The sequence below is a fragment of the Bradyrhizobium sp. 23 genome (genome assembly GCF_023073295.1).
GTDB lineage: Bacteria > Pseudomonadota > Alphaproteobacteria > Rhizobiales > Xanthobacteraceae > Bradyrhizobium > Bradyrhizobium canariense_D.
Genome location: NZ_JADPJF010000010.1, coordinates 5,001 through 27,856 on the forward strand (window position 1 = coordinate 5,001; position 22,856 = coordinate 27,856).

The 22,856-nt window shown below is 63.4% G+C and carries 16 protein-coding genes, 2 tRNA genes, 1 rRNA gene, 1 pseudogene and 1 riboswitch (1 of these 21 only partly in view); of the genes and pseudogenes, 8 read left to right on the forward strand and 12 right to left on the reverse strand.

The window, feature by feature from the left end:
- From IVB32_RS01315 to IVB32_RS01325, 3 genes are all read right to left on the reverse strand, one after another.
- Nucleotides 1–4 (reverse strand) — tRNA-Ala (locus IVB32_RS01315) (it extends 72 nt beyond the left edge of the window).
- Nucleotides 5–37: 33 nt separating this feature from the next.
- Nucleotides 38–114 (reverse strand) — tRNA-Ile (locus tag IVB32_RS01320).
- Nucleotides 115–302: 188 nt separating this feature from the next.
- Nucleotides 303–1,791, reverse strand: a 16S ribosomal RNA gene (locus IVB32_RS01325).
- A gap of 1,030 nt (nt 1,792–2,821) precedes the next feature.
- Between IVB32_RS01325 and IVB32_RS01330 the strand changes: the two genes are divergently transcribed.
- Together IVB32_RS01330 and IVB32_RS01335 are read left to right on the forward strand one after the other, a co-directional pair.
- Nucleotides 2,822–4,885: a M23 family metallopeptidase gene (locus tag IVB32_RS01330; RefSeq protein WP_018453272.1), complete on the forward strand. Its 2,064-nt coding sequence runs from the start codon at nt 2,822–2,824 to the stop codon at nt 4,883–4,885.
- A gap of 158 nt (nt 4,886–5,043) precedes the next feature.
- Nucleotides 5,044–6,662 (forward strand): annotated as a pseudogene (locus IVB32_RS01335) (hypothetical protein).
- Nucleotides 6,663–6,762: 100 nt separating this feature from the next.
- Here the strand turns inward: IVB32_RS01335 and clpB are convergent.
- The gene (clpB, locus tag IVB32_RS01340) at nt 6,763–9,402 is read right to left on the reverse strand and encodes an ATP-dependent chaperone ClpB (protein ID WP_018453270.1); all 2,640 of its coding nucleotides are present in this window, start codon (nt 9,400–9,402) and stop codon (nt 6,763–6,765) included.
- Nucleotides 9,403–9,659: 257 nt separating this feature from the next.
- On the opposite strand from clpB, the gene IVB32_RS01345 reads away from it, so the two are divergent.
- The gene (locus IVB32_RS01345; protein ID WP_018453269.1) at nt 9,660–10,448 is read left to right on the forward strand and encodes an MOSC domain-containing protein; all 789 of its coding nucleotides are present in this window, start codon (nt 9,660–9,662) and stop codon (nt 10,446–10,448) included.
- 112 nt (nt 10,449–10,560) lie between these two features.
- Here IVB32_RS01345 and IVB32_RS01350 read toward each other — a convergent pair whose 3' ends face one another.
- A complete protein-coding gene (locus IVB32_RS01350; protein WP_018453268.1) occupies nt 10,561–11,400 on the reverse strand; it encodes a TIGR02594 family protein in 840 nt (279 codons plus the stop codon).
- 199 nt (nt 11,401–11,599) lie between these two features.
- On the opposite strand from IVB32_RS01350, the gene IVB32_RS01355 reads away from it, so the two are divergent.
- Nucleotides 11,600–12,463: an alpha/beta hydrolase gene (locus IVB32_RS01355; protein WP_018453267.1), complete on the forward strand. Its 864-nt coding sequence runs from the start codon at nt 11,600–11,602 to the stop codon at nt 12,461–12,463.
- Nucleotides 12,464–12,514: 51 nt separating this feature from the next.
- On the opposite strand, the gene metW is transcribed toward IVB32_RS01355, so the two are convergent.
- Nucleotides 12,515–13,177 (reverse strand): methionine biosynthesis protein MetW, encoded by a 663-nt coding sequence (gene metW / locus IVB32_RS01360; RefSeq protein ID WP_018453266.1) that lies wholly within the window; start codon nt 13,175–13,177, stop codon nt 12,515–12,517.
- Nucleotides 13,178–13,189: 12 nt separating this feature from the next.
- Entirely contained in the window at nt 13,190–14,392 is a 1,203-nt protein-coding gene (locus tag IVB32_RS01365; RefSeq protein WP_018453265.1) for a homoserine O-acetyltransferase, read from the reverse strand.
- A 90-nt stretch (nt 14,393–14,482) separates the two neighbouring features.
- Nucleotides 14,483–14,562, reverse strand: a riboswitch (SAM riboswitch).
- Nucleotides 14,563–14,766: 204 nt separating this feature from the next.
- Between IVB32_RS01365 and IVB32_RS01370 the strand changes: the two genes are divergently transcribed.
- From IVB32_RS01370 to IVB32_RS01380, 3 genes are read left to right on the forward strand one after another with little or no spacing between them, the layout of a single operon-like run.
- Nucleotides 14,767–15,615, forward strand: coding sequence for a chorismate mutase (locus IVB32_RS01370; protein WP_026232498.1), 849 nt, complete (start codon nt 14,767–14,769; stop codon nt 15,613–15,615).
- Between the two features lie 35 nt (nt 15,616–15,650).
- Nucleotides 15,651–16,745, forward strand: coding sequence for a histidinol-phosphate transaminase (locus IVB32_RS01375; RefSeq protein ID WP_026232497.1), 1,095 nt, complete (start codon nt 15,651–15,653; stop codon nt 16,743–16,745).
- Nucleotides 16,742–17,680: a prephenate/arogenate dehydrogenase family protein gene (locus IVB32_RS01380; RefSeq protein WP_018453262.1), complete on the forward strand. Its 939-nt coding sequence runs from the start codon at nt 16,742–16,744 to the stop codon at nt 17,678–17,680. The genes IVB32_RS01375 and IVB32_RS01380 overlap by 4 nt, the downstream gene beginning before the upstream one ends.
- Before the next feature lie 114 nt (nt 17,681–17,794).
- Here the strand turns inward: IVB32_RS01380 and IVB32_RS01385 are convergent, their stop codons facing one another.
- From IVB32_RS01385 to IVB32_RS01405, 5 genes are all read right to left on the reverse strand, one after another.
- On the reverse strand, nt 17,795–18,448 hold the full coding sequence (locus IVB32_RS01385; protein ID WP_247409614.1) for a hypothetical protein: 654 nt from the start codon (nt 18,446–18,448) through the stop codon (nt 17,795–17,797).
- Nucleotides 18,449–18,453: 5 nt separating this feature from the next.
- The gene (locus IVB32_RS01390; protein ID WP_240543318.1) at nt 18,454–19,149 is read right to left on the reverse strand and encodes a hypothetical protein; all 696 of its coding nucleotides are present in this window, start codon (nt 19,147–19,149) and stop codon (nt 18,454–18,456) included.
- Nucleotides 19,150–19,448: 299 nt separating this feature from the next.
- On the reverse strand, nt 19,449–19,676 hold the full coding sequence (locus tag IVB32_RS01395) for a hypothetical protein (RefSeq protein ID WP_018453261.1): 228 nt from the start codon (nt 19,674–19,676) through the stop codon (nt 19,449–19,451).
- Nucleotides 19,677–19,866: 190 nt separating this feature from the next.
- Nucleotides 19,867–21,210: a GDSL-type esterase/lipase family protein gene (locus IVB32_RS01400; protein WP_247299294.1), complete on the reverse strand. Its 1,344-nt coding sequence runs from the start codon at nt 21,208–21,210 to the stop codon at nt 19,867–19,869.
- A 242-nt stretch (nt 21,211–21,452) separates the two neighbouring features.
- Nucleotides 21,453–22,637, reverse strand: coding sequence for a DUF2125 domain-containing protein (locus IVB32_RS01405; RefSeq protein WP_247409616.1), 1,185 nt, complete (start codon nt 22,635–22,637; stop codon nt 21,453–21,455).
- Between the two features lie 110 nt (nt 22,638–22,747).
- Here IVB32_RS01405 and IVB32_RS01410 point away from each other — a divergent pair.
- On the forward strand, nt 22,748–22,856 hold a 109-nt coding region (locus tag IVB32_RS01410; RefSeq protein ID WP_247409644.1), incomplete at its 3' end, for a gamma-glutamylcyclotransferase.

Sequence of the window (22,856 nt, forward strand, 5' to 3'; positions counted from 1 at the left end):
CCCCGTAACCAGAAGACGAATGCTCACTCGATGAGTGTGGTGGGCCTGGGAAGACTTGAACTTCCGACCTCACGCTTATCAAGCGCGCGCTCTAACCAACTGAGCTACAAGCCCCTAACGCATATCCAGTCAAGGACCAGGGATTCTGCAAGGTTGCAGCCCCAGCGCGTGTTCGTCCGCGAAGAAAGAGAAACGAAGACGGCGAAATCCCGCCAATGCAGCTCAACGATCCTGACGACCGTTGGCCACTGATGTTTCTAAAACGGTTCGATAGAAGCAAGCTTCTGAAGAACCATCCTTAGAAAGGAGGTGATCCAGCCGCAGGTTCCCCTACGGCTACCTTGTTACGACTTCACCCCAGTCGCTGACCCTACCGTGGCCGGCTGCCTCCCTTGCGGGTTAGCGCACCGTCTTCAGGTAAAACCAACTCCCATGGTGTGACGGGCGGTGTGTACAAGGCCCGGGAACGTATTCACCGTGGCGTGCTGATCCACGATTACTAGCGATTCCAACTTCATGGGCTCGAGTTGCAGAGCCCAATCCGAACTGAGACGGCTTTTTGAGATTTGCGAAGGGTTGCCCCTTAGCGTCCCATTGTCACCGCCATTGTAGCACGTGTGTAGCCCAGCCCGTAAGGGCCATGAGGACTTGACGTCATCCCCACCTTCCTCGCGGCTTATCACCGGCAGTCTCCTTAGAGTGCTCAACTAAATGGTAGCAACTAAGGACGGGGGTTGCGCTCGTTGCGGGACTTAACCCAACATCTCACGACACGAGCTGACGACAGCCATGCAGCACCTGTGTTCCAGGCTCCGAAGAGAAGGTCACATCTCTGCGACCGGTCCTGGACATGTCAAGGGCTGGTAAGGTTCTGCGCGTTGCGTCGAATTAAACCACATGCTCCACCGCTTGTGCGGGCCCCCGTCAATTCCTTTGAGTTTTAATCTTGCGACCGTACTCCCCAGGCGGAATGCTTAAAGCGTTAGCTGCGCCACTAGTGAGTAAACCCACTAACGGCTGGCATTCATCGTTTACGGCGTGGACTACCAGGGTATCTAATCCTGTTTGCTCCCCACGCTTTCGTGCCTCAGCGTCAGTATCGGGCCAGTGAGCCGCCTTCGCCACTGGTGTTCTTGCGAATATCTACGAATTTCACCTCTACACTCGCAGTTCCACTCACCTCTCCCGAACTCAAGATCCTCAGTATCAAAGGCAGTTCTGGAGTTGAGCTCCAGGATTTCACCCCTGACTTAAAGACCCGCCTACGCACCCTTTACGCCCAGTGATTCCGAGCAACGCTAGCCCCCTTCGTATTACCGCGGCTGCTGGCACGAAGTTAGCCGGGGCTTATTCTTGCGGTACCGTCATTATCTTCCCGCACAAAAGAGCTTTACAACCCTAGGGCCTTCATCACTCACGCGGCATGGCTGGATCAGGCTTGCGCCCATTGTCCAATATTCCCCACTGCTGCCTCCCGTAGGAGTTTGGGCCGTGTCTCAGTCCCAATGTGGCTGATCATCCTCTCAGACCAGCTACTGATCGTCGCCTTGGTGAGCCATTACCTCACCAACTAGCTAATCAGACGCGGGCCAATCTTTCGGCGATAAATCTTTCCCCGTAAGGGCTTATCCGGTATTAGCACAAGTTTCCCTGTGTTGTTCCGAACCAAAAGGTATGTTCCCACGCGTTACTCACCCGTCTGCCGCTGACGTATTGCTACGCCCGCTCGACTTGCATGTGTTAAGCCTGCCGCCAGCGTTCGCTCTGAGCCAGGATCAAACTCTCAAGTTGGACTTGAACTTTGAACCGGCTGATCACAACGTTTTGACGAGGTCCCACCATTTTTCATCGACCGAAGTCGATGAGCTGCCCGCGATTCACATCGCTGGCAACGATGGTGTAACCTTAAAACGTGTACCGCCGAAGTCTTTCGTCCCCTCTCAGAACTCAAAAGCCGAAGCTCTTCAGTATCCGAGAGGCGCAAGGACTCCGCCGTCCACGTTTCTCTTTCTTCATCTTCACTTGTCAAACAGCCCGGGACCAGGAGGTCCCAACCTTCCAGAGAGGAAGGGTTCCGACACCCTTACCGACGATGGATGAACTCCAATCGACTTACGTCGACTGTTGTGTCACTCAACAAGGTGAGGAGCATCAGTGGCGCGTTCGCTCGCCTTGGTCAGTGACCCGGCGGCGCCGCGCTCAGTGGTCGGGTTATAGGCCCCGCCCATCGGGGTTGTCAACGACCATTGTCAGAAAATCGTCGCACGGTGGATTGTTCGAAAAATCCACGCGATTACAGCAGGTTAGAAAGTCGGTGAGCGGCTGGATCGCGCCGGCGCGGAGAAAAAACTCAAAAAAAGTTTGGGCTCGAGAGGGCTCCGGAGGCGGCATGAGGCGACTTGGACGCGACTTGGATCGCTCGTCCCTGGAAGGCCCCTGACGCCCGGCCGTTCGGGAAACTTTTCCATATTAGGCGCCGTACTTGAGCCACAATCCCCCGGCGTTCTGGTACAGACAAAGCTTGAATCGCAGGGATGCCAGTGGGGGCTGCCGGCGGTTTGTGTGGGGTCAGAGGAAGGCGATCATACGATGAAGCGGCCTTCTTCAGACATTCGAGACACATCGAGAGATCTTTTTCCGCTTAGCTGTTCGTAAATTCGGCCGGTCCGACATCTGGGCCTTCTGACCGCGGACGCCTATGCGGCTTGCCTTTTCCAGAGACGCCCCGAAGAGGGCGGCTCAAGGAGGGGCTCGAAACAGGGTTGCTCGAAACGGGGCTGCTCGAAATCGGGCTCTCGGATCGTTGATTGGGGGACTTGGGTTGAACCATAGGACGTCACGCGGCGCTTACGGGCGTGAGACCGGGATCATCGATCTCGGCCACGAGCCGCCGCTGTCCGTCGATGGTTCGGAAGCCGCCGTCATCGATCGCCGCCGCGTCTCGGTGCAATGGTTCAGCGGGACGATTCTAACCGGACTTTGCGGCGCAGCCCTGATCGGCGGCGCCGTTTTCGCTTCGCTCGACGGCGAGATGACCTTCGCCAAGGTGCCGGAGCGCGTCGAAGGCGCGCTGCGCGGCGCATTCGGCGCAGCCGACCGCACCGCCACGCTGCACAAGAGCGACCGCCTGCCGCCGCCGAGCGAATCCACGGCCTCGCGCAACATCGTGCGCGTCTCGACCGTCGCCCGCGTCGGCAACCGCGACGTGATGCGGGTGCGTCCCTTCATCCGGATTGCCGGCAATCTGTCGATGACGACGAGCGATCTGTCGGCGAAGATCCCGCCATTCAACGCCCAGCGCCTTCTCACCGATGTCGGATCCGATCCGAAGGCGGCATCCGAGGATCCCAACAATCCGGAAGCCGTCGAACCCGACGCCGAGGTCTCGTTCGTCACCAAGGACCTCTCCCAGGTGCTGCCGAAAGCCAAGATTTCCGCAGTGGTGGCGCTCGACGACATCCTGATGCGGGTCCGCGATGCCGCCAACTGGCGCGGCAATGGCGGGGTGCGCTACGCCGCGCTCTCCAATGCTGCGGCCGACGTCTCCGGCGCGACCGGCCCGTCCGATATCAGAAGCGCCTACGCCACCGAAGTGTCGCCGTCCGATCCCTATGCCGGCTTCGAGACGCGCGTGGTGCCGGAAAACGTCACGCTGCTGCCGAAGACCAAAGAGCAGATCACCGGCGGCAATCCCAACGGCGAACGCGTCCACGTGGTCAAGAAGGGCGACAGCGTCGCCGGCGTGCTGCGCGATCTCGGCGCCACGGCCGAGGAGATCAAGGCGATCACCGCGACGCTTGGGCCGCGCGGCCGCGACGGCGGCCTGAAGGAAGGCGAGAAGCTGCGGATCCTGATGGCGCCCGCAAGCCCCGGCGCCCGCCTGCAGCCCTACCGCGTCGTCATCGCCAACGAGACCATGGTCGAGGCGATCGCGGCGCTGTCCGATCTCGGCAAATACGTCGCGGTCGACGTCTCCAGCATGAACACCGTCGCCGACGCGGCGGCGAACGCCAACAGCGACGACGATGACGAGGATGACGGCACGGGCGTGCGGCTCTACCAGAGCATCTACGAGACCGCGATGCGCAACAAAGTGCCGATGCCCGTCATCGACGACATGATCAAGATCTATTCCTACGACGTCGATTTCCAGCGCAAGGTGGCGCCGGGCGATTCATTCGACGTGTTCTACGCCGGCGAAGACGAAGGCGTGACCGCGAGCGAAAAGAACGACGTGCTGTTCGCTTCGCTGACGCTCGGCGGCGAGACCAAGAAATACTACCGCTACCAGAGCCCCGATGACGGCGTCGTCGATTACTATGACGAGACCGGCAAGAGCGCGAAGAAGTTCCTGGTGCGCAAGCCCGTCAACAACGCCATCATGCGCTCCGGCTTCGGCGGCCGCCGTCACCCCATCCTCGGCTATGTGAAGATGCATACCGGCGTCGACTGGGCCACCTCCTACGGCACGCCGATCTTCGCCTCCGGCAATGGCGTGATCGAGAAGGCCGGCCCCGAGGGCGGCTACGGCAAATACATCCGCATCAAGCACAACAACGGCTACGAGACCGCTTATGGCCATATGTCGGCCTTCGCCAAGGGCATGGAGCCCGGCAAGAAGGTGCGGCAGGGCCAGGTGATCGGCTTCGTCGGTTCGACCGGCGCGTCGACCGGCCCGCACGTCCACTACGAAATCCTGGTCAACGGCCGCTTCGTCGATCCGCTGCGTGTGAAACTGCCGCGCGGCCGCTCGTTGGAAGGCCCGATGCTGGCCGGCTTCGAGAAGGAGCGCGACCGGCTCGACGGCATGATGAGCGGCCGCGCCGGTGCCATCGCCCGGATGTCGGACGCCACCGGCGGTCCGTTGCAGGTCACCAACAGGTAAAGCCGGCGAACCGGGCCGAGATCGGCCGGACATATTCAAGCACGAGCCGGATTTGACGACGTCGCGCGGGGCCCGGCTTGGCCGCATCACAACGTCAAGTTTCGTTTGCCAAAGCGGCATGAGGAGCGAATACTTTCCAAAAAACGGGAGGTCTCGCCATGAAGAACAGGCTCGCCTGCGCAGCCTTCGTCGCTGCGGTCGTCTCCGCTACCAGTGTTTCGGCCGAAAACTGGGAGGTCACCAAGCTCGTTCCGGGCTCGGCGTTCCACGGCGTGCACGGGCTTGCGATCGACAAGGCCGGCCATCTGTTTGCCGGCAGCGTCGCGGGCGCGGCGCTCTACGAGGTCGACATCCCCGGCGGTAGCGCGAAGGTTGCAATCCCCGCCCCGATCGGAATGGCCGACGACATCGCATTCGCCCCCGACGGCACCATGGCCTGGACCGGATTCCTGGCCGGCGATCTTTATTCGCGCAAGGGCGACGGCCCGATCAAGAAACTCGCTTCAGGCCTTCCCGGCATCAACTCGCTCGCCTTCCGCAAGGACGGCAGGCTGTACGCCACCACCGTCTTCCTCGGCGACACGCTCTATGAGATCGACGTCGAGGGCGTCAAACCGCCGCGCCAGATCATGGAGAAGATGGGCGGCCTCAACGGCTTCGAGTTCGGTCCCGACGACAAGCTCTACGGTCCGCTCTGGTTCAAGGGACAGGTCGCAAAGGTCGACGTCGACAAGGCCGAGCTGACCGTCGTCGCGGACGGCTTCAAGGTCCCGGCCGCGGTGAACTTCGATTCCAAGGGCGATCTCTGGGTAGTCGACACCGCGCTCGGCCAGCTCGTTCGGGTCGATCCCAAGTCGGGCGCCAAGACCATGGTCGCACAATTGAAGCCGTCGCTGGACAATCTCGCGATCGACGACAAGGACCGAATCTACGTCTCCAACATGGCCGATAACGGCATCCAGGAGGTCGATCCGGCGACCGGCCAGGCGCGGCAGGTGATCATCGGCAAGCTCGCCTTGCCCGGCGGCATCGGCGTCACGTCAGAGAACGGCAAGGATACGATCCACGTCGCCGACGTGTTCGCCTATCGCACGGTGGACGGCGCGACCGGCGAGGTCACCGAGAAGGCGCGCATGCACGCCGCCGGCGTCACGCTCGAATATCCGATGAGCGCAACGGCGAAGGGCAACGATGTGGTCCTATCGAGCTGGTTCACCGGCACGGTGCAGGTGATCGACGGCAAGACCGGGGCCACCCGCGACATGCTGCACGGCTTCAAGGCGCCGCACGACGCGCTCGTGCTCGCGGACGGCAGCATCCTGGTGGCCGAGTTCGGCACCAAATCGCTGGTCCGCGTCAGCGGCGAGCACGGCAAGGATCGCACCACACTGATCGGCGGCCTCGAGGGCCCGGTCGGGCTCGTCGCTGGATCGCGTGGCGAGTCTATCTCACCGAAGCCTTTTCCGGCGTGATCTCGATGATCGAGAGCAACGGCGAAAAGACAGTCGTCGCCAAGGACCTGAAAATGCCCGAAGGCATCGCCCGCGCCAGAGACGGCAAGCTGATCGTAGCGGAGGTCGGCGCCAAACGGTTGATCGAAATCGTGCCGGAGACCGGCACGGTTACCGAGATCGCGGCCAATCTTCCAATCGGCCTCGTGGGTGCACCCGGAGGACTGCCGACGCACATTCCGACAGGCGTCGGCATCGGGGAATCCGGCACGATCTATTTCTCTTCTGACATCGAGAACGCGATCTACAAGCTCACGAAGAAATAGGTCGCCGCAGTAAGTTCGCCAACAACCCGCAAAACAAACCGCCCCGGAGAGGTTGACATCTCCGGGGCGGCTTGTTGCTTCAGGCTTCGAATGCCGACGATCAGTTCAGCTTCCGCTTCGACACCGGCGCCTCGAACTGGGCGATCTCCGCGGTCTGCGGCGCCTTGCCGTTGAAGGTCAGCACGTTGCCTTCGGAGGAGATCGCAACGTTGTCGCCGTCCTTGACGTCGCCGGCCAGGATCATCTCGGCGAGCGGATCCTGGACGTGACGCTGGATCACGCGCTTCAGCGGCCGTGCGCCGTAGGCGGGATCCCAGCCCTTGGCGGCGAGCCAGTCGCGGCCCGCAGCGTCGAGCGTCAGCACGATCTTGCGATCGATCAAAAGCTTTTGCAGCCGTGCGAACTGGATCTCGACGATCCGGCCCATCTCGCTCCTCTGCAAGCGATGGAACAGGATGATCTCATCGACGCGGTTCAAGAACTCTGGCCTGAAGTGCGCCCGCACCATGCCCATCACCTGCTCGCGCACGGCCGAGGTATCCTCGCCCTCCGGCTGGTTCACCAGAAACTCCGAACCGAGGTTCGAGGTCATGATGATCAGCGTGTTGCGGAAGTCGACGGTGCGGCCCTGGCCGTCGGTGAGGCGGCCGTCGTCGAGCACCTGCAACAGCACGTTGAACACGTCGGGATGCGCCTTCTCGATCTCGTCGAACAGCACGACCTGGTAGGGCCGGCGCCGCACCGCTTCGGTGAGCGCACCGCCCTCGTCATAACCGACATAGCCCGGAGGCGCGCCGATCAGCCGCGAGACCGAGTGCTTCTCCATGTACTCGGACATGTCGAGGCGGACCATCGCGGTCTCGTCGTTGAACAGATACTCGGCGAGCGCTTTCGTCAGCTCGGTCTTGCCGACGCCGGTGGGCCCGAGGAACATGAACGAGCCGGTCGGCCGGTTCGGGTCCTGCAGCCCCGCGCGCGAACGGCGAACGGCGGTCGCGACCGCACGCACGGCCTCGGCCTGGCCGACGACGCGCTTGCCGAGCGAGTCCTCCATCCGCAGGAGCTTGTCTTTCTCGCCTTCGAGCATCTTGTCGACGGGCACGCCGGTCCAGCGCGAGACCACCTGCGCGATGTGGTTGGCGGTGACCGCCTCCTCCATCATCTCGCCGGAGTTCTCCTTGGCCTCGATCTCCGCAAGCTGCTTTTCCAATTCGGGGATCCGGCCATAGGCCAGCTCGCCGGCCTTCTGGAATTCACCGCGCCGTTGTGCGTTGGCAAGTTCAACCCGCAAGCCGTCGAGCTCGGCCTTCAGTTTCTGAGCGTCGGAGAGCTTGTTCTTCTCCGCGCTCCAGCGTGCGGTGAGCGCCGCGGACTTCTCCTCGAGATCGGCCAGCTCCTTCTCCAGCGTCTGCAGGCGGCTCTTCGACCCGGCATCGCTTTCTTTCTTCAACGCTTCCTGTTCGATCTTCAGCCGGATGATTTCCCGATCCATCGAATCCAGCTCTTCCGGCTTGGAATCGACCTGCATCTTGAGCCGCGCGGCCGCCTCGTCCATGAGGTCGATGGCCTTGTCCGGCAGGAAGCGGTCGGTGATGTAGCGGTTGGACAGGGTCGTGGCGGCGACCAGCGCGGAATCGGTGATCCGCACGCCGTGGTGCTGCTCGTATTTGTCCTTCAGCCCGCGCAGAATGGAGATCGTATCCTCGACCGAGGGCTCGCTGACGAAGATCGGCTGGAATCGCCGCGCCAGCGCCGCGTCCTTTTCGACGTGCTTCTGGTACTCGTCGAGCGTGGTGGCGCCGATGCAGTGCAGCTCGCCGCGGGCGAGCGCAGGCTTGAGCAAATTGGACGCGTCCATCGCGCCATCGCCCTTACCAGCGCCGATCAGCGTGTGCATCTCGTCGATGAACAGGACGAAATTACCATCGCTCCCGGTCACCTCCTGCAGCACGGCCTTCAGCCGCTCCTCGAACTCGCCGCGATATTTTGCACCTGCAATCAGCGAGCCGAGGTCGAGCGACAGCAGCTTCTTGTCCTTCAGGCTCTCCGGCACGTCACCGTTGACGATGCGCAGCGCCAAGCCCTCGGCGATGGCGGTCTTGCCGACGCCGGGTTCGCCGATCAGGACGGGATTGTTCTTGGTCCGGCGCGACAGCACCTGGATCGTGCGGCGGATCTCCTCGTCGCGGCCGATGACCGGGTCGAGCTTGCCGTCGCGCGCCGCCTGAGTGAGGTCGCGGGCATATTTCTTCAGCGCGTCATACGCGTTCTCGGCCGTGGCGGAGTCCGCCGTTCGGCCCTTGCGCAGCGCTTCGATCGCCGCGTTGAGGTTTTGCGGGGTGACGCCGCCCTTGGCCAGGATCGCGCCCGCCTCGCTGGTCTTCTCCAGCGCCAGGCCGAGCAGCAGCCGCTCGACGGTGACAAAGCTGTCGCCGGCCTTCTCGCCAGCCTTTTCGGCGGCGTCGAAGGTGCGCGCGAGTTCGGGCGCCAGATAGATCTGGCCGGCTCCGCCGCCAGAGACCTTCGGCACCTTGTTCAGGGCGTCCTCGGTCGCCTTCAGGATTGCGCGGGAATTGCCGCCGGCGCGGTCGATCAGGCCGGCAGCGAGGCCTTCATTGTCGTCCAGCAGCACCTTCAGGACGTGCAGGGTCGAAAACTGCTGGTGCCCTTCGCGCACCGCAAGCGACTGCGCGGACTGGACGAAGCCTCTGGAGCGTTCGGTATATTTTTCGATGTTCATTTCGTGGTCTTTCCCTCGGCCTGCCCCTGGAGCCCTCAAAGGCACTCCAAACGGCATCTTCATTGGGTTTCCGATTACCGCATTGACGTTTCTCAACCGGCAACGGTCGTTATCAGCCGGCGCTGGCGCCGGCCTGACCCAGATGTGGGAAGCGAGGCCTCGGACCGGAAGAGGCGAGTTCACAATTTCGTGCGCGGATCCGCCCGCTTGGCGCCGGTGGGCCGAATCCCCTAAGTAGCGGCATGACACCCAGCGCAATGACAATCAGCCAGACCGCCGAGATCACCGGGCTCTACCGCTACCCGATCAAGGGCCTGACGCCGGAGGCCCTGCCCCGCGTCTCCCTGCGAGCCGGCCAGACCCTGCCCGCCGACCGCCGCTACGCCATCGAGAACGGCCCGAGCGGCTTCGATCCGGAAGCACCGCAGTGGAAGCCGAAGATCCAGTTCCTGATGCTGGCGCGGAATGAGCGGCTAGCTTCGCTCGACAGCCGGTTCGAGGACGCGACCAATTGCCTGACCATCCGCAAGGACGGCCAGATCGTCGCCAGCGGCGATCTCGAGACCGCCGCCGGGCGCGCCGCCATCGAGGACTATTTCAGGGAAAATTTTCAGCCGGAGCTGAAGGGCCCGCCCAAGATCCTGTCCGGCCGCGACCACAGCTTTTCAGACGTCGCCCGCAAGGTCGTGTCCATCATCAATCTCGACAGCGTCCGCGCGCTCGAGACCATGCTCGGCGGCGCCGCCGTCCACCCGCTACGCTTCCGCGCCAATCTCTACGTGAAGGGCTGGCCGGCCTGGTCCGAGCTCGACCTCGTCGGCCAGACGCTCGCGATCGGACAGGCCCGGCTGCAAGTGGTCAAGCGCATCAAGCGCTGCCCGGCCACCAATGTCGACCCTGATACCGCCAAGCGCGATCTCGAAATCCCCGCCACGCTCTCGAGCAATCTCGGCCACATGGACTGCGGCATCTATGCCGAGGTGATCGCTGAAGGCGACATCGGCGTGGGCGACGCGGTTGCATTGGAACAGCCGAAGCTGGTGTGACGCTGCGCGCTGGCCCCGCTCCGCCATTGCGAGCGAAGCGAAGCAATCCAGGAATGCGCCCGCGGAGACAGTCTGGATTGCTTCGTCGCTTCGCTCCTCGCAATGACGGCCGTCAGTTCGGCATCACATACGCATAGATCCGGCCGCGCGAGACCGGTGCTTCGCGAACGCGGTTGCCGTTGTTGCCGGAGATCATGATCGGATTGCCCTGCGCGTCGACACCGGTGATGATGCCGACATGACCGCCCCGGCCACCACGCGACATCACTGCGATGGCGCCGACCTGCGGACCGGACACGCGCGTGCCGTAATGCGCGAACGAATTCGCCATGTCGGAGCCGGTGCCACGATGACCGGTCTTTTCGAGCACCATGTTCATGAAGCGCGCGCACCACAGGCTACCGCGACCGGTCGGATTGCCGCCGACATAGCGGCGTGCCTCGGACACGAGGCCCGACCCACCGCCGAAGCCGCCGCCGCTCGTCGCGCTATTGGCCATGCCGCCGTCATTCGCGTTAGTGGCTATCCCACCTCCACGCCTCATAATTCGACGGCTGGCGCGCGTGGTCATCTCACCGCTGGTAACCATTCCAGCGTTGCCGCTCATGGCCATTCCACGGCTGCCGCTCATGGCCATTCCACCACTGCCGCTCATAGCCGTTCCAGCGCTGCCGCTTATGGCGATGCCGCCGCTATTGGCGTTCGGATCATAGCTGGCGAAGGTGTTGCCGAAGCCGTTCGCCTGCAATTGCGCCGCGCCGCGCTCGAAGCGCGAGCCGCGTGCATGCCGGTAATGATGATGTCTGCTGGCGTGATGCGCGTAAGCGTGCCGCTCTGCGCTATGACGATGAGGTCGTGCTGACGCCGGAGAAGTGAAGGCGGCGAACGCCGCGAAGAAAACAGCCAGCGCAACGACACAGCGCGACAGGCGAGACGCAAACAACTCGAACATTCTTCATCCTTCGTTGACACCCCACTTCCCCGTCGGCCCGTGCGGTGGCCGACATCCGCGGGCTGTATCAGTATCCTGATGTGGCGAGAACAAGACGCGGCCCCTAAGAATTTGGACGATGATTAATAAGTGCTACCATCGTATGCGCTGACCGCAGGACGGCATTCCAAAGCCGCAGCCACCTCAGGGAGAAAACCGGATGCCTCACGCCCTCACGAAGGACAATTGTCGACTCTATTTCGAAGAAGCGGGCACGGGCACGCCGATTATTTTTCTGCACGAATTCGCGGCCGACTACACCAATTGGGAGCCGCAGATGCGCTACTTCTCGCGCGGCCATCGCTGCATCACCTATTCCGCACGCGGCTACACGCCATCGGACGTGCCTGATGGCGAGGTCTACCGCTACACGCATTTCTACACCGATGCGCTCGCGGTGCTCGATCATCTGAAGATCGATCGCGCGCACTTCGTCGGCCTCTCGATGGGCGCCTATTCGTCGCTCCAGATCGGGCTCAACGCGCCCCAACGTGCGCTGTCGATGACGCTCGCCGGCGTCGGCTCGGGCTCGGAGATCGAGAACCTCGACGCTTGGCGCCAGCAGTGCCGCGCCAACGCGGAGCAATTCGAGATGCTCGGCTCAGCCGAAGTCGCAAAAGTCACGCGCGAGGCGCCGAGCCGGATTCCCTTCCTGGTGAAGGACCCGCGCGGTCACGCCGATTTCTATGCCGCCCTGGCGCGGCACGACGCCAAGGGATCAGCGCGGACGATGCGCGGCTTCCAGGCCGGCCGTCCCTCGATCTTTACGATGACGGACGCGATCAGAGCGGCCACGACGCCGGCACTCATCATCTGCGGCGACGAGGACGATCCGTGCGTGGGCGCAAGCCTGTTTCTGAAGAAGCATCTGCCGGCGGCAGGGCTCGCCATGTTTCCAAAGTCCGGCCACGTCCTCAATCTCGAAGAGCCAGCGCTGTTCAACGAAACGGTGGAACGGTTCGTCACGCTGGTGGAAGCGGGAAGATGGCCGGTGCGCGACCCGAGGTCACTGGCGGCGCATTAGCGCGAAGGCGTCACCAGGTACTGGGTCGCGTAGATGGGGTAACGGGCCGGCCTACTTCCTGCCGCCCCGCGTCAGCAGAAACACGCCCTGCTCGCCGAACAGATTCCACACCCACCAAGGCATCCGCAGCCGCAGCGGACGGCCGTAGAGGTCGAGCGCCTCGGCACGTTCCATCTTGACGTCGATCGCGTCGCAGAGCTCGACGAAATCCTTGATGGTGCAGAAATGGATGTTGGCGGTGTCATACCAGCTTGCCGGCAGGTTCTCCGTGCGCGGCATGTGGCCGCCGATCAGGAGCTGGAGCCGCATCTTCCAGAAGCCGAAATTCGGGAACGACACGATGGCGCGGCGGCCGATGCGCAGCAAATTCTCCAGCACCACTTTCGGCTGCCGCGTCGCCTGCAACGTCTGCGACAGGATCACGTAGTCGAAGGCGTCATCCGGATAATTCACGAGGTCGGTGTCGGCATCGCCCTGCACCACCGCAAGACCCTTGGCGACGCAGCGGTTGACGCCCTCGCGCGACAGCTCGATGCCGCGGCCGTCGACGCCGCGGGTTTCCAGCAGTTGGAGCAGGTCGCCCTCGCCGCAGCCGACGTCGAGCACCTTCGAGCCCGGCTTGACCATGTTGGCCACCAGCACATGGTCCGCGCGAAAATCACCGGGCTGCCCGGTCGCAAGGCCGCCCAGCGGCAACGCTTCCTGTACAGACATGACTAGCCGTCCTTAAGCATTATTGGCGGTGAGCCCGCGCGCCTTGCCTGCCGATTGCAGGAAGGCGCGGGAGATATCAAGGAATTCGGGCACGTCGAGCAGGAAGGCGTCGTGACCGCGATCGGTCTCGATTTCGGCGAACGACACCCGCGCGCTCGACGCATTCAGCGCGTGCACCAGCGCGCGCGATTCCGAGGTCGGGAACAGCCAGTCGCTGGTGAATGAGACCACGCAGAAGCGGGTCTGGATTCCCGCGAACGCCTTCGCCAGCACACCGCCGTGGTCGGCGGCGATGTCGAAATAGTCCATCGCGCGGGTCAGATAGAGATAGGAGTTGGCGTCGAAGCGCTCGACGAAGGACGAGCCCTGGTAGCGCAGATAGGACTCAACCTGGAAGTCGGCGTCGAAAGAGAAAGTCGGCAGCTCGCGGTCCTGCATGCGCCGCCCGAATTTTCGATGCAGCGCGGCGTCGGAGAGATAGGTGATGTGCGCCGCCATCCGGGCGACAGCGAGGCCACGATGCGGATGGATACCTCGATCGGCATAGCCGCCATGGTGCCAGTCGGGGTCGGCCATCACCGCCTGACGGCCAAGCTCGTGGAACGCGATGTTCTGCGCCGAGTGTCGTGTCGAGCAGGCAATCGCCAGCGCGGAGAACACGCGACTCGGATACGCCGCAGTCCATTGCAGCACTTGCATGCCGCCCATCGAGCCGCCGACGACCGCGAACAGCGTGTCGATGCCGAGCCGGTCGATCAGCATCGCCTGCGCGCGCACCATGTCGGGGATGGTGATGACGGGGAAATCGAGCCCCCAAACCTTGCCGGTCGCGGGATTGATCGAGGCCGGGCCGGTCGAGCCCATGCAGCCGCCGATCACGTTGGAGCAGATGATAAAATATTCGTTGGGATCGAGCGGCCGGCCGGGGCCGACCAAGGTCTCCCACCAGCCGGGCTTGCCGGTGACAGGGTGCACGTTGGCGACGTGCTGGTCGCCGGTCAGCGCATGGCAGATCAGGATCGCGTTGGAGCGATCGGCATTCAGCTCGCCGTAGGTCTGGTAGGCGATCTGGAACGGGCTGAGATCGACCCCGCAGTCGAGCCGCAGCGGCTGCTCCGAGCCGAACTGCGCGACGTGCGAACTCGGATGATCCACCTCGTGCGACCGCTCGTCGGCGGTGATCGCGGGACTCGGAATGGACTGGACGCCAACCATCTGACCATCGACCTCGTTTGCGATCGTAGAAGTGACCGCATTGACATCAGGCCATGAAAAACCCGGCCTGAACGATAGGTTCGGCCGGGATCGAAAGCGTCCCCGGCCTGTTTAGCGAGTTTTTTAACGTGGCTGCAAGCCGGCCGGCTCAAATGACCACGGAACGGGTAAAAACTACCGTCTTGGACGGTTTTCGTCAAGTCACGGCCCGGATCAGCCAAATTCGCCTGTCGCGCCACGGGCGGAAAGGGCCCGATTTCTCTTTGCATTTCTCTTTGCTTTCGCAGCCCCGACTGCCTAATCAGGATATCCATCACAGCGGTGACGGCTCGACTGATCCGCATTGGAAAGCCTCTCAGCAGCACCTGTCAGACATGTCCCAACGTCCGCCCGCGCCACCATCACTCCAGGAATTGCGTAAGGAGATCGACGCGATCGACGAAGGCATGCATCGCCTGCTGATGCAACGCGGCGACATCATCGACCGCCTGATCCAGGTGAAGCAGACCCAGGAGGTCGGCTCGGCGTTCCGCCCGGCACGCGAGGCCTCCATGATGCGCGACCTCGTGCAGCGTCATCGCGGCATCCTGCCGCTCGACACGGTCGAGAGCATCTGGCGCGTCATCATCGCGACCTTCACCTATGTCCAGGCCCCGTTCTCGGTCCACGCCGACATCTCGGCGAGCGAGCCGGCCATGCGCGATTCCGCGCGATTCCATTTCGGCTTCACCGTGCCTTACGTCGCGCATTTCAGCGCGCAGGCGGCGGTCGAGGCCGTCGCGAAGTCCAAGGGCGATCTGGCGCTGGTCTCGGCGACCTCGAGCCGCACGCCGTGGTGGCTGTCGCTGGAAGAAGCTGGCGCGCCAAAGATCATCGCGCGGCTGCCCTTCGTCGAGCGCGCCGACCATCCGGCGGCGTTGCCCGTGTTCGCGGTCTCGCGCGTCGCCGACAGCGCGCTGGTGACGGAGGTCGAGACCTTCAGCGTACGCGTCTCTGGGTGGAATGCGGAGGTCGCGCGCGCCCTGTCGCCGCTCGCCGAGATCGTGGCGGTGCCCGACACCGCCTTCGACGGCGCCGCGCTGCTGGTCTCGGTCACCGCGACAAGCAGCATCGACAAGATCAAGGCTGCCCTGATCGAAGCGGGGGCCTCGGTGCGCTCCACGGCCCTCGTCGGCAGCCACGCAACGCGCTATACGGTGCCCCCGACCGGGTCGAAATCGTAAGTCGCGAACCGCTTAAGCCCACTCCGGAGTTGAAGATGTCCCGCCCCGTGCCGAATCCCGGCATTCTCGATATTGCGCCCTACACGCCCGGCAAGACCCCGGTGGCAGAGCCTGGCCGCAAGGTGTTCAAGCTCTCGGCCAACGAGACGCCGTTCGGGCCCTCGCCGAAGGCGATCGAGGCGTTCAAGCAGGTGGCGGATCATCTGGAAGACTATCCGGAAGGAACCTCGCGCGTGCTGCGCGAAGCAATCGGGCGCACCTTCGGGCTCGATCCCAACCGCGTCATCTGCGGCGCCGGCTCGGACGAGATCCTCAACCTGCTCGCCCACACCTATCTCAGCCACGGTGACGAGGCGATCTCGACCACGCACGGCTTTCTGGTCTATCCGATCGCGACCATGGCGGTCGGCGCGAAGAATGTCATCGCGGCCGAGAAGAACCTCACCTGCGATGTCGACGCCATCCTCAAGGCGGTGACGCCGAAGACAAAGCTGGTCTGGCTCGCCAACCCCAACAATCCGACCGGCACCTATGTGCCGTTCGACGAGGTCAAGCGCCTGCGCGCCGGCCTGCCCTCGCACGTGCTGCTGGTGCTGGACGCAGCCTATTGCGACTACGTCTCGCGCAACGATTACGAGATGGGGATCGAGCTGGTCGCGACCACCGAAAACACGGTGGTGACCCACACCTTCTCCAAGATCCATGGTCTTGCGGCGCTGCGCATCGGCTGGATGTTCGGCCCCGAGCACATCATCGACGCGGTCAACCGCATCCGGGGTCCCTTCAACGTGTCGACGCCGGCCATGTACGCCGCCGTTGCCGCGATCGAGGACACAGCGCACCAGGCCATGTCGAAGCATTTCACCGAGACCTGGCGCAACTGGCTCGCCGAGGAGATCGGCAAGCTCGGGCTGAAGGTGACGCCGAGCGTCGCCAATTTCGTGCTGATCCACTTCCCGACCGAGGGCAAGACCTCGGACGCAGCCGACGCCTTCCTCACCAAGCGCGGGCTGGTGCTGCGCGGCTTGAAGAACTACGGCCTGCCGCATTCGCTGCGCATGACCATCGGCACCGAGGAGGCCAACCGCCTCGTCGTCGAGGGCCTGCGCGACTTCATGGCCGGACGATGAGCGCGACCCCGCACTTCCAGCGCGTCGCGCTGATCGGCTTCGGCCTGATCGGGGGCTCGATCGCACGCGCCGCGAAGCTCCAGGGTCTGGCTTCCGAGATCGTCACCACCGCGCGCTCGGAGAAGACGCGCGCACGCGTGATGGAGCTCGGCATCGTCGATCAGGTCGTCGCGACCAATGCGGAAGCCGTGAAGGACGCCGATCTCGTCATCCTCTGCATTCCCGTCGGCGCCTGCGGCCCGGTGGCGCAGGAGATCTCCGCGCATCTCAAACCCGGCGCGATCATCTCCGACGTCGGCTCGGTCAAGGGCGCCATCGTCAGGGATATGGCGCCGCACCTGCCGGAAGGCGTCCATTTCGTGCCGGCGCATCCCGTCGCAGGCACCGAGCATTCGGGTCCCGATTCCGGCTTCGCCGAGCTCTTCATCAACCGCTGGTGCATCCTCACCCCGCCGGAGGGCGTTGATGCGGCTGCCACCGATCGCCTGCGCGCGTTCTGGGCGGCGATGGGTGCCAAGGTCGAGATCATGACGCCGGATCATCATGATCTCGTGCTCGCGATCACCAGCCATCTGCCGCATCTGATCGCCTACACCATCGTCGGCACCGCCGACGAGCTGGCGCAGGTGACGGAGTCAGAGGTCATCAAGTTCTCCGCCGGCGGCTTTCGCGACTTCACGCGCATCGCCGCCTCCGATCCGACGATGTGGCGCGACGTCTTCCTCGCCAACAAGGAAGCCGTGCTGGAGATGCTCGGCACCTTCACTGAGGATCTGGCAAAGCTCACCCGCGCAATCCGCCGCGGCGATGGCGAGGCGCTGTTCGACCACTTCACCCGCACCCGCGCCATCCGCCGCGGCATTGTCGAAATCGGCCAGGATTCGGCCGCGCCCGATTTCGGCCGGCCGCATGCGCAGCTCGGCAACAAGCCGTAGCACCGAAGTGGCCCGGATGGAGCGCAGGCGTAATCCGGGACTTCCGTCGCTTGAGGCAGGATTCCCGGATCGCGCTTCTCTCCATCCGGGCTACGAGCCTGCGTGGCTCCGTGACTAGAATGGGTAGTACCGGATCTGCGTCATGACGACGTTGTCGTCGGTCTTCGGCGCGCCGCCGACGCCGGCGAACGCGAACCGTTGCGTGTAGGAATATTGCAGGCCGGCTTTGAGCGTGCCGAAATTGCCTTGGTAGATGGTGTCGTAGATCCCGGCCGTGATCTGCCGAACCTCCCTGGTGTTGCCGTTGCAGGTCGCGCCCGCCGAGTTTTCGGTGAAGCAGCCGGTGTTGTTGTAGAGCGGATTGCCGTAGCCGAACGGCACCGTTCCAACATTGGCGAAATTCGCCTTGGCCTTTTCGAGGCCTGCATAGGAGTAGACATCGAGGCTGGGCGTCGCGTGCCAGATCAGGCCGACGGCGGCCGCCGTGATCGTCAGCGGGAGGAGGGTGCCGTCCTGCGCCACCGCCGCGTCGGCGAACGGTGTTGCCGTGAAGCGGCCCAGCACGCCGTGCGAGCCATAGAGCTGAAGATCGAGGGTTTTCGGAATCAGCTCGACGAAGATGTGTCCGCCGAAGCTTCCGGTGTCGTAGGGGTGGTTGGCGTTGTTGAAACGGTCGAACAGCTGGCGGTAGAGCGCCCACCCCTCGACATGCAACTTATAGGGCCCGAGCCTTGGGTCCCAGGCGGCCTTGACCGTGACGAAGGGCACCTGATTCAGGCAAGAAATCCCGGAACGGATTCGAAGTCGATCACGCCGGGCGCATCGACGCCACGAGGATCGATGCCGGACTTGGTCGGCGCGTTCAGCGACCAGGATTGCCCGGCGAGGAAGTGAAGACCGAGATCGCTGCGGTCCAGTTCCAGGCTGAGCTGCCGCATGCGCGGATTGAACGAGTTGGTCGCAACCGAGCTCGCCGTCTGAGCCGCACCTTCGAAATCGATCTCGCCATAACCCGCGAGGTGCGTGTCGGCATCGGCATTGCCCTCGGCCAGCACCGAGAACCTGCTCTGGCGTGCCGAGAAGCGCGTTTCCGGGATGTTGAAGTTGCGGCTCTGCTGATAGGGGATGAAGTTGTAGACCGAGCCGGTATCGGAAGCGAGATTCCGCGAGCGGTAGACGCCGGTGAGATCGACCCAGCCACCGAAGGTCAACGTCACGCCCTTGTAGCAGACCTTGCCGGCCGCACATGGATCGGCGGCGAGCGCCTTGTAACTTGCTGGTAACTGAACGGCCTTCGCCTGCGCTTCACCCTGTCGCGTCTTGCGCGCCTCGGAGTCCACGCGCTGCTGGAGCTCCTTCAGCTTCGCCTTCAGCGAGTGGATTTCGGTTGTGACATTGTCGTCGGCATGCGCCTGCCCTGAACAGGCAGCGAGAATACCCAGCATCAGTCCGCAATTGATGATCCGCATTTGAAGCTTCCTCCATTTGGGAAGCGGATTGGATTCCGCGCGCCATCTCCGGCGCATGCATGCTTCCCTGGTGTGGAGTGATTTGAATGCGGCTGCGGTTATTCGCGGCGCCGTGCATCTTGTGCATCACGTTTTCCTGACGATCCTGTTCGGAATATTTTCGTTGGCTGTCGATCCGCACGCGCGACTGTCGCGATTGTCCAAGGCAACTTTTCGAGGCCTCGTTCAAGGCAACGCGCATTGGGCCCGGCCGGGACATGACCGGGCCCAGTTCGCGACGGGCAAGTGGTGGATGGCGGCTATTTGCCCTTGGTCGCGCGCATCACCATTGGGCGCGGTGATTTCGGCGAGGGGACGAAGGCCATCGTCTCCCGCGTCGTCGGATTCGAGACGTTGCGATCACCGTTCGGATACATCGAGGCGTATGCTGCCGGCTCCTGCAACTGCCATTGCCACTGCGCAAACGCGGGCGTCGCGAGCGTGGTCGAGATGGCGATACCGGCAATGAACAGCCTGGACTTGGTCATGATATCTCTCCTGCCTGGGCGACCGCATCATCGTGCGGCCGACATGGAGAGAGAGCGGAGTTTGCGGCTCGGCATTCCCGGCCGGTCATCACGATCCGGCGAAGCGGCCGTGAGTTCAGCTCGTAACCCGCATGGAGGGAGTTACGACAGCTGAGGGCGATGAATGGAGAGAGGAGACTCTGAATCCATCCTACTGCTTCGCGCTACGGCTAATCTTTCCCGGCTTGAACAGCTCGAGGTCGATGGCCTGTCCCATCGCCAGATATCCGGTGCGGTTGGGATGAAGCTTGTCGCCGGCGCCACCAGTCGTGCTTTCGGGAACGAACTCCGGCTTGAGGCCACCCGAGGCCGGATCGAGCGTCGCCCGATCAAAATCGATTACACCGTCGAATGTCCCCGAGCTACGGATGAATGCGTTGAGCGCCTTGCGCTTGTCATCCTGCTCGGGAAAACCATGTGCCGCGCTGGTGCTACCCAATGCCGAAACGACGGTGGCGCCGATGATCCGGGCTTGCGGCCATTTCGCACGTAGCCTCGCGACACGATCCTTCATCGCGGCGATGACTTGGTCGGCGGTAAAATTGCCGTTCTTGCTGAAATCGTTGATACCTTCCAGCCAGATCAGGCTCGATATGCCGGACAGCGACAGCACGTCACGCTCGAGCCGCTGGCCCGAAGCGGGGCCGCCCGCGTACGGTTTGTCGGGACCATATTCGGCCGGGCCTGCGATTTGGTTGCCACCGATGCCGCCATTCACTACGGCAACCTTGTTGCCGTAGACTGCCTTCAGGCGACGCGACAGCACGTTGGGCCAGCGATCGTCGCCATTCATGGTTGAGGCGGTCCCGTCGGTAATCGAATCCCCAAACGCCATGATGGCGAAGGCATCGGCAGGCGCAGTCATCTCGATCGCATCGAGGAAGAACCATGACGCAGTCGCATAGGGGAAGGAAGCCTCGTCTTCCAGGGCGCCCTTCGCGCCGGCGCCGGGCGCACTGACATAGGAGGTGGTCAGCGCTTTGGCGTGCCAGGTCATCGGGCCGCTCTGGCCGGCGACATGAAAACTGACCGCAAGCCGGCGGCCGGCGAGGTCATCGGGCCGCTTTGCAAACGGCAGCGCGATCGCATCGCTCCAGACCGAATTCCCCGGCGACACCGTAACGGAAGCCGTGCCGGCGAACGTAACCGGAATGTTGGAGCCGCGGATCAACGCGGCACTGCCCGACTGCAGGCCGACGTAAACGCCGTCAAACGTGACGGGTTTGGTGCCGAAGGCGTTGCTGAGCCGGATGCGGGCCTGACGGCCCCAGATATCCGGCCGCACGATCAGGCGAAAGGTCTGGTCCCGCGCACCGGCCGCAGGCTCGGGAAACGCGAATTTCTGTTCGGGCTGGGCTGACGGATTGCCGACGGGGTATGGGCCCTGAACCGCGCCCGTCCAGGACACCACCCAATGTTCGCTATCCTTTGCGGTTGCGGTCTGAAGCGAGGCAACGAGCAGCGATGCTGCCACGAGACAATTCAACGCGCGCATTGTTTCCCCCGAACCCCAGATAATTTGGGCGCGGCCTTAGAGCCGTCAGTTGGTCTTCAATAGGGCGGCAGAACGCTACCTGTCCAGACGCACTGTCGCACTCCTCGCCCGACGCAGGAGAGGACCTCGCAGGTTGCGTCACCGGCGCCGACAAGAAGCTCTTCGCAGAAACGATCTGTTCACAGTTTCGAACGCATCAGACGGACCGAGCTGTCCGCCCGGCAGGTTTATGAATTCACGACCTAATACAGCGGCGGGATCTGGCCGACCTTGACCGGGCCGAGCAGCACGGCGCCGTCGACGAACTTCAGCGGGAAGCTGCGAGCCTTCTTGCCTTCCAGCGTGCTCTCGGTGCCGATCGAATTGATGCCGGCGGCAACGCCTGCATTGGCGTTCTGCTTGATGACCTTGCCGAGGCCGGGAACGGCACGGTCGAGCGCACCGAACAGATTGTTGAGGTCCTGCGACTTCACGCCGGGCGCGACGCGATCGAGGGTCGCCTGCGGCACCCCCTCCTGCAGCATCTTCTCGATGCCGAGCGCGGGGATCACGCGCTCCAGGCCCGTCACGGTCATCTGCAATTCGCCATCGAGGCGGCCGTTTGCCGAGAGCCCGAGCGTGCCGGCCGCAACCGCGATCATCTCGCCCTGCTGGATGCGGGACTGCACGATCTCGATATGGCTGCCGGCGGCCTGGATCTCGCGGAAGCGCTGCGGCCACGGCTTTGGCGTGAGATCGGACAGTCCGGTGATCTTCGCCCGCGTGTCGGCCTCGAACGGCTCGGCGAGCAGCGGATGAACGCCCTGGACGCTGCCCTGCGCGATCTGGAGCACGGTCTCGATCACGGGATGATCGGACGGAGATCCATCCGCAAGGCGTCCATGCAGCTCGACCTGTTTTGCGCGCGCGAGCGGCACCTGCATGCTGCCGTCGACACGATTGACGGTCGGCTCCTCGAACACGATGGAAGCGCGCTCCGGCACGGCGGGCAGGCCGACCACACTGCTGCGACCCTTGCTCCAGTTCATCACGAAGGTGCTCTGCGTGACGCCGTCAGTGAGCGTCGCGGGTGCGGTAAATTCGGCGATGACGCGCTTGGGATCGTAGACTTGGGCGACGACCAGGATGTTGTCGAGCTTCGCCGTGAACGGCGTCTTGCTGGCGTTCTGCGACACCAGGGCGACGCTGGCGCCCGAACACCGGACCTCGAAGCGGAAGGGGAAGCCCGCGATCGAGCGCTTGGCGCAATCATAGACGCGGCCGGATTTGGCCTCCTGCGCGCGCCAGGCATCGGCGGCGATTTCGGCCTGCGACGCCGCATAGAACCAGAAGCAGCTCCACGCCACCGCGAGGATCAGGAGGATGACAGGGGCGATGAAAAGGCCCCAGCGGGAGCGCCGGCGTGCGGCAACGGTCATATCGGACATGCGGCGACCCTTTGACCCCTGATTTTGTCAAATGTAAGCGAGGTTGGCGTGCTCCGAAAGGCGGAGAATTCGCTTCGCTTGGGAGCGCGGTTCTGGTAGCCGTGCCCGAAATGTCGGAAATCACCCTCCCCTCCGTCACCACAGCCAAAGGCGACCTCTGGGTGTTCGGCTACGGCTCGCTGATGTGGCGGCCGGGTTTCGAATTCGAGGAGCGCGTCC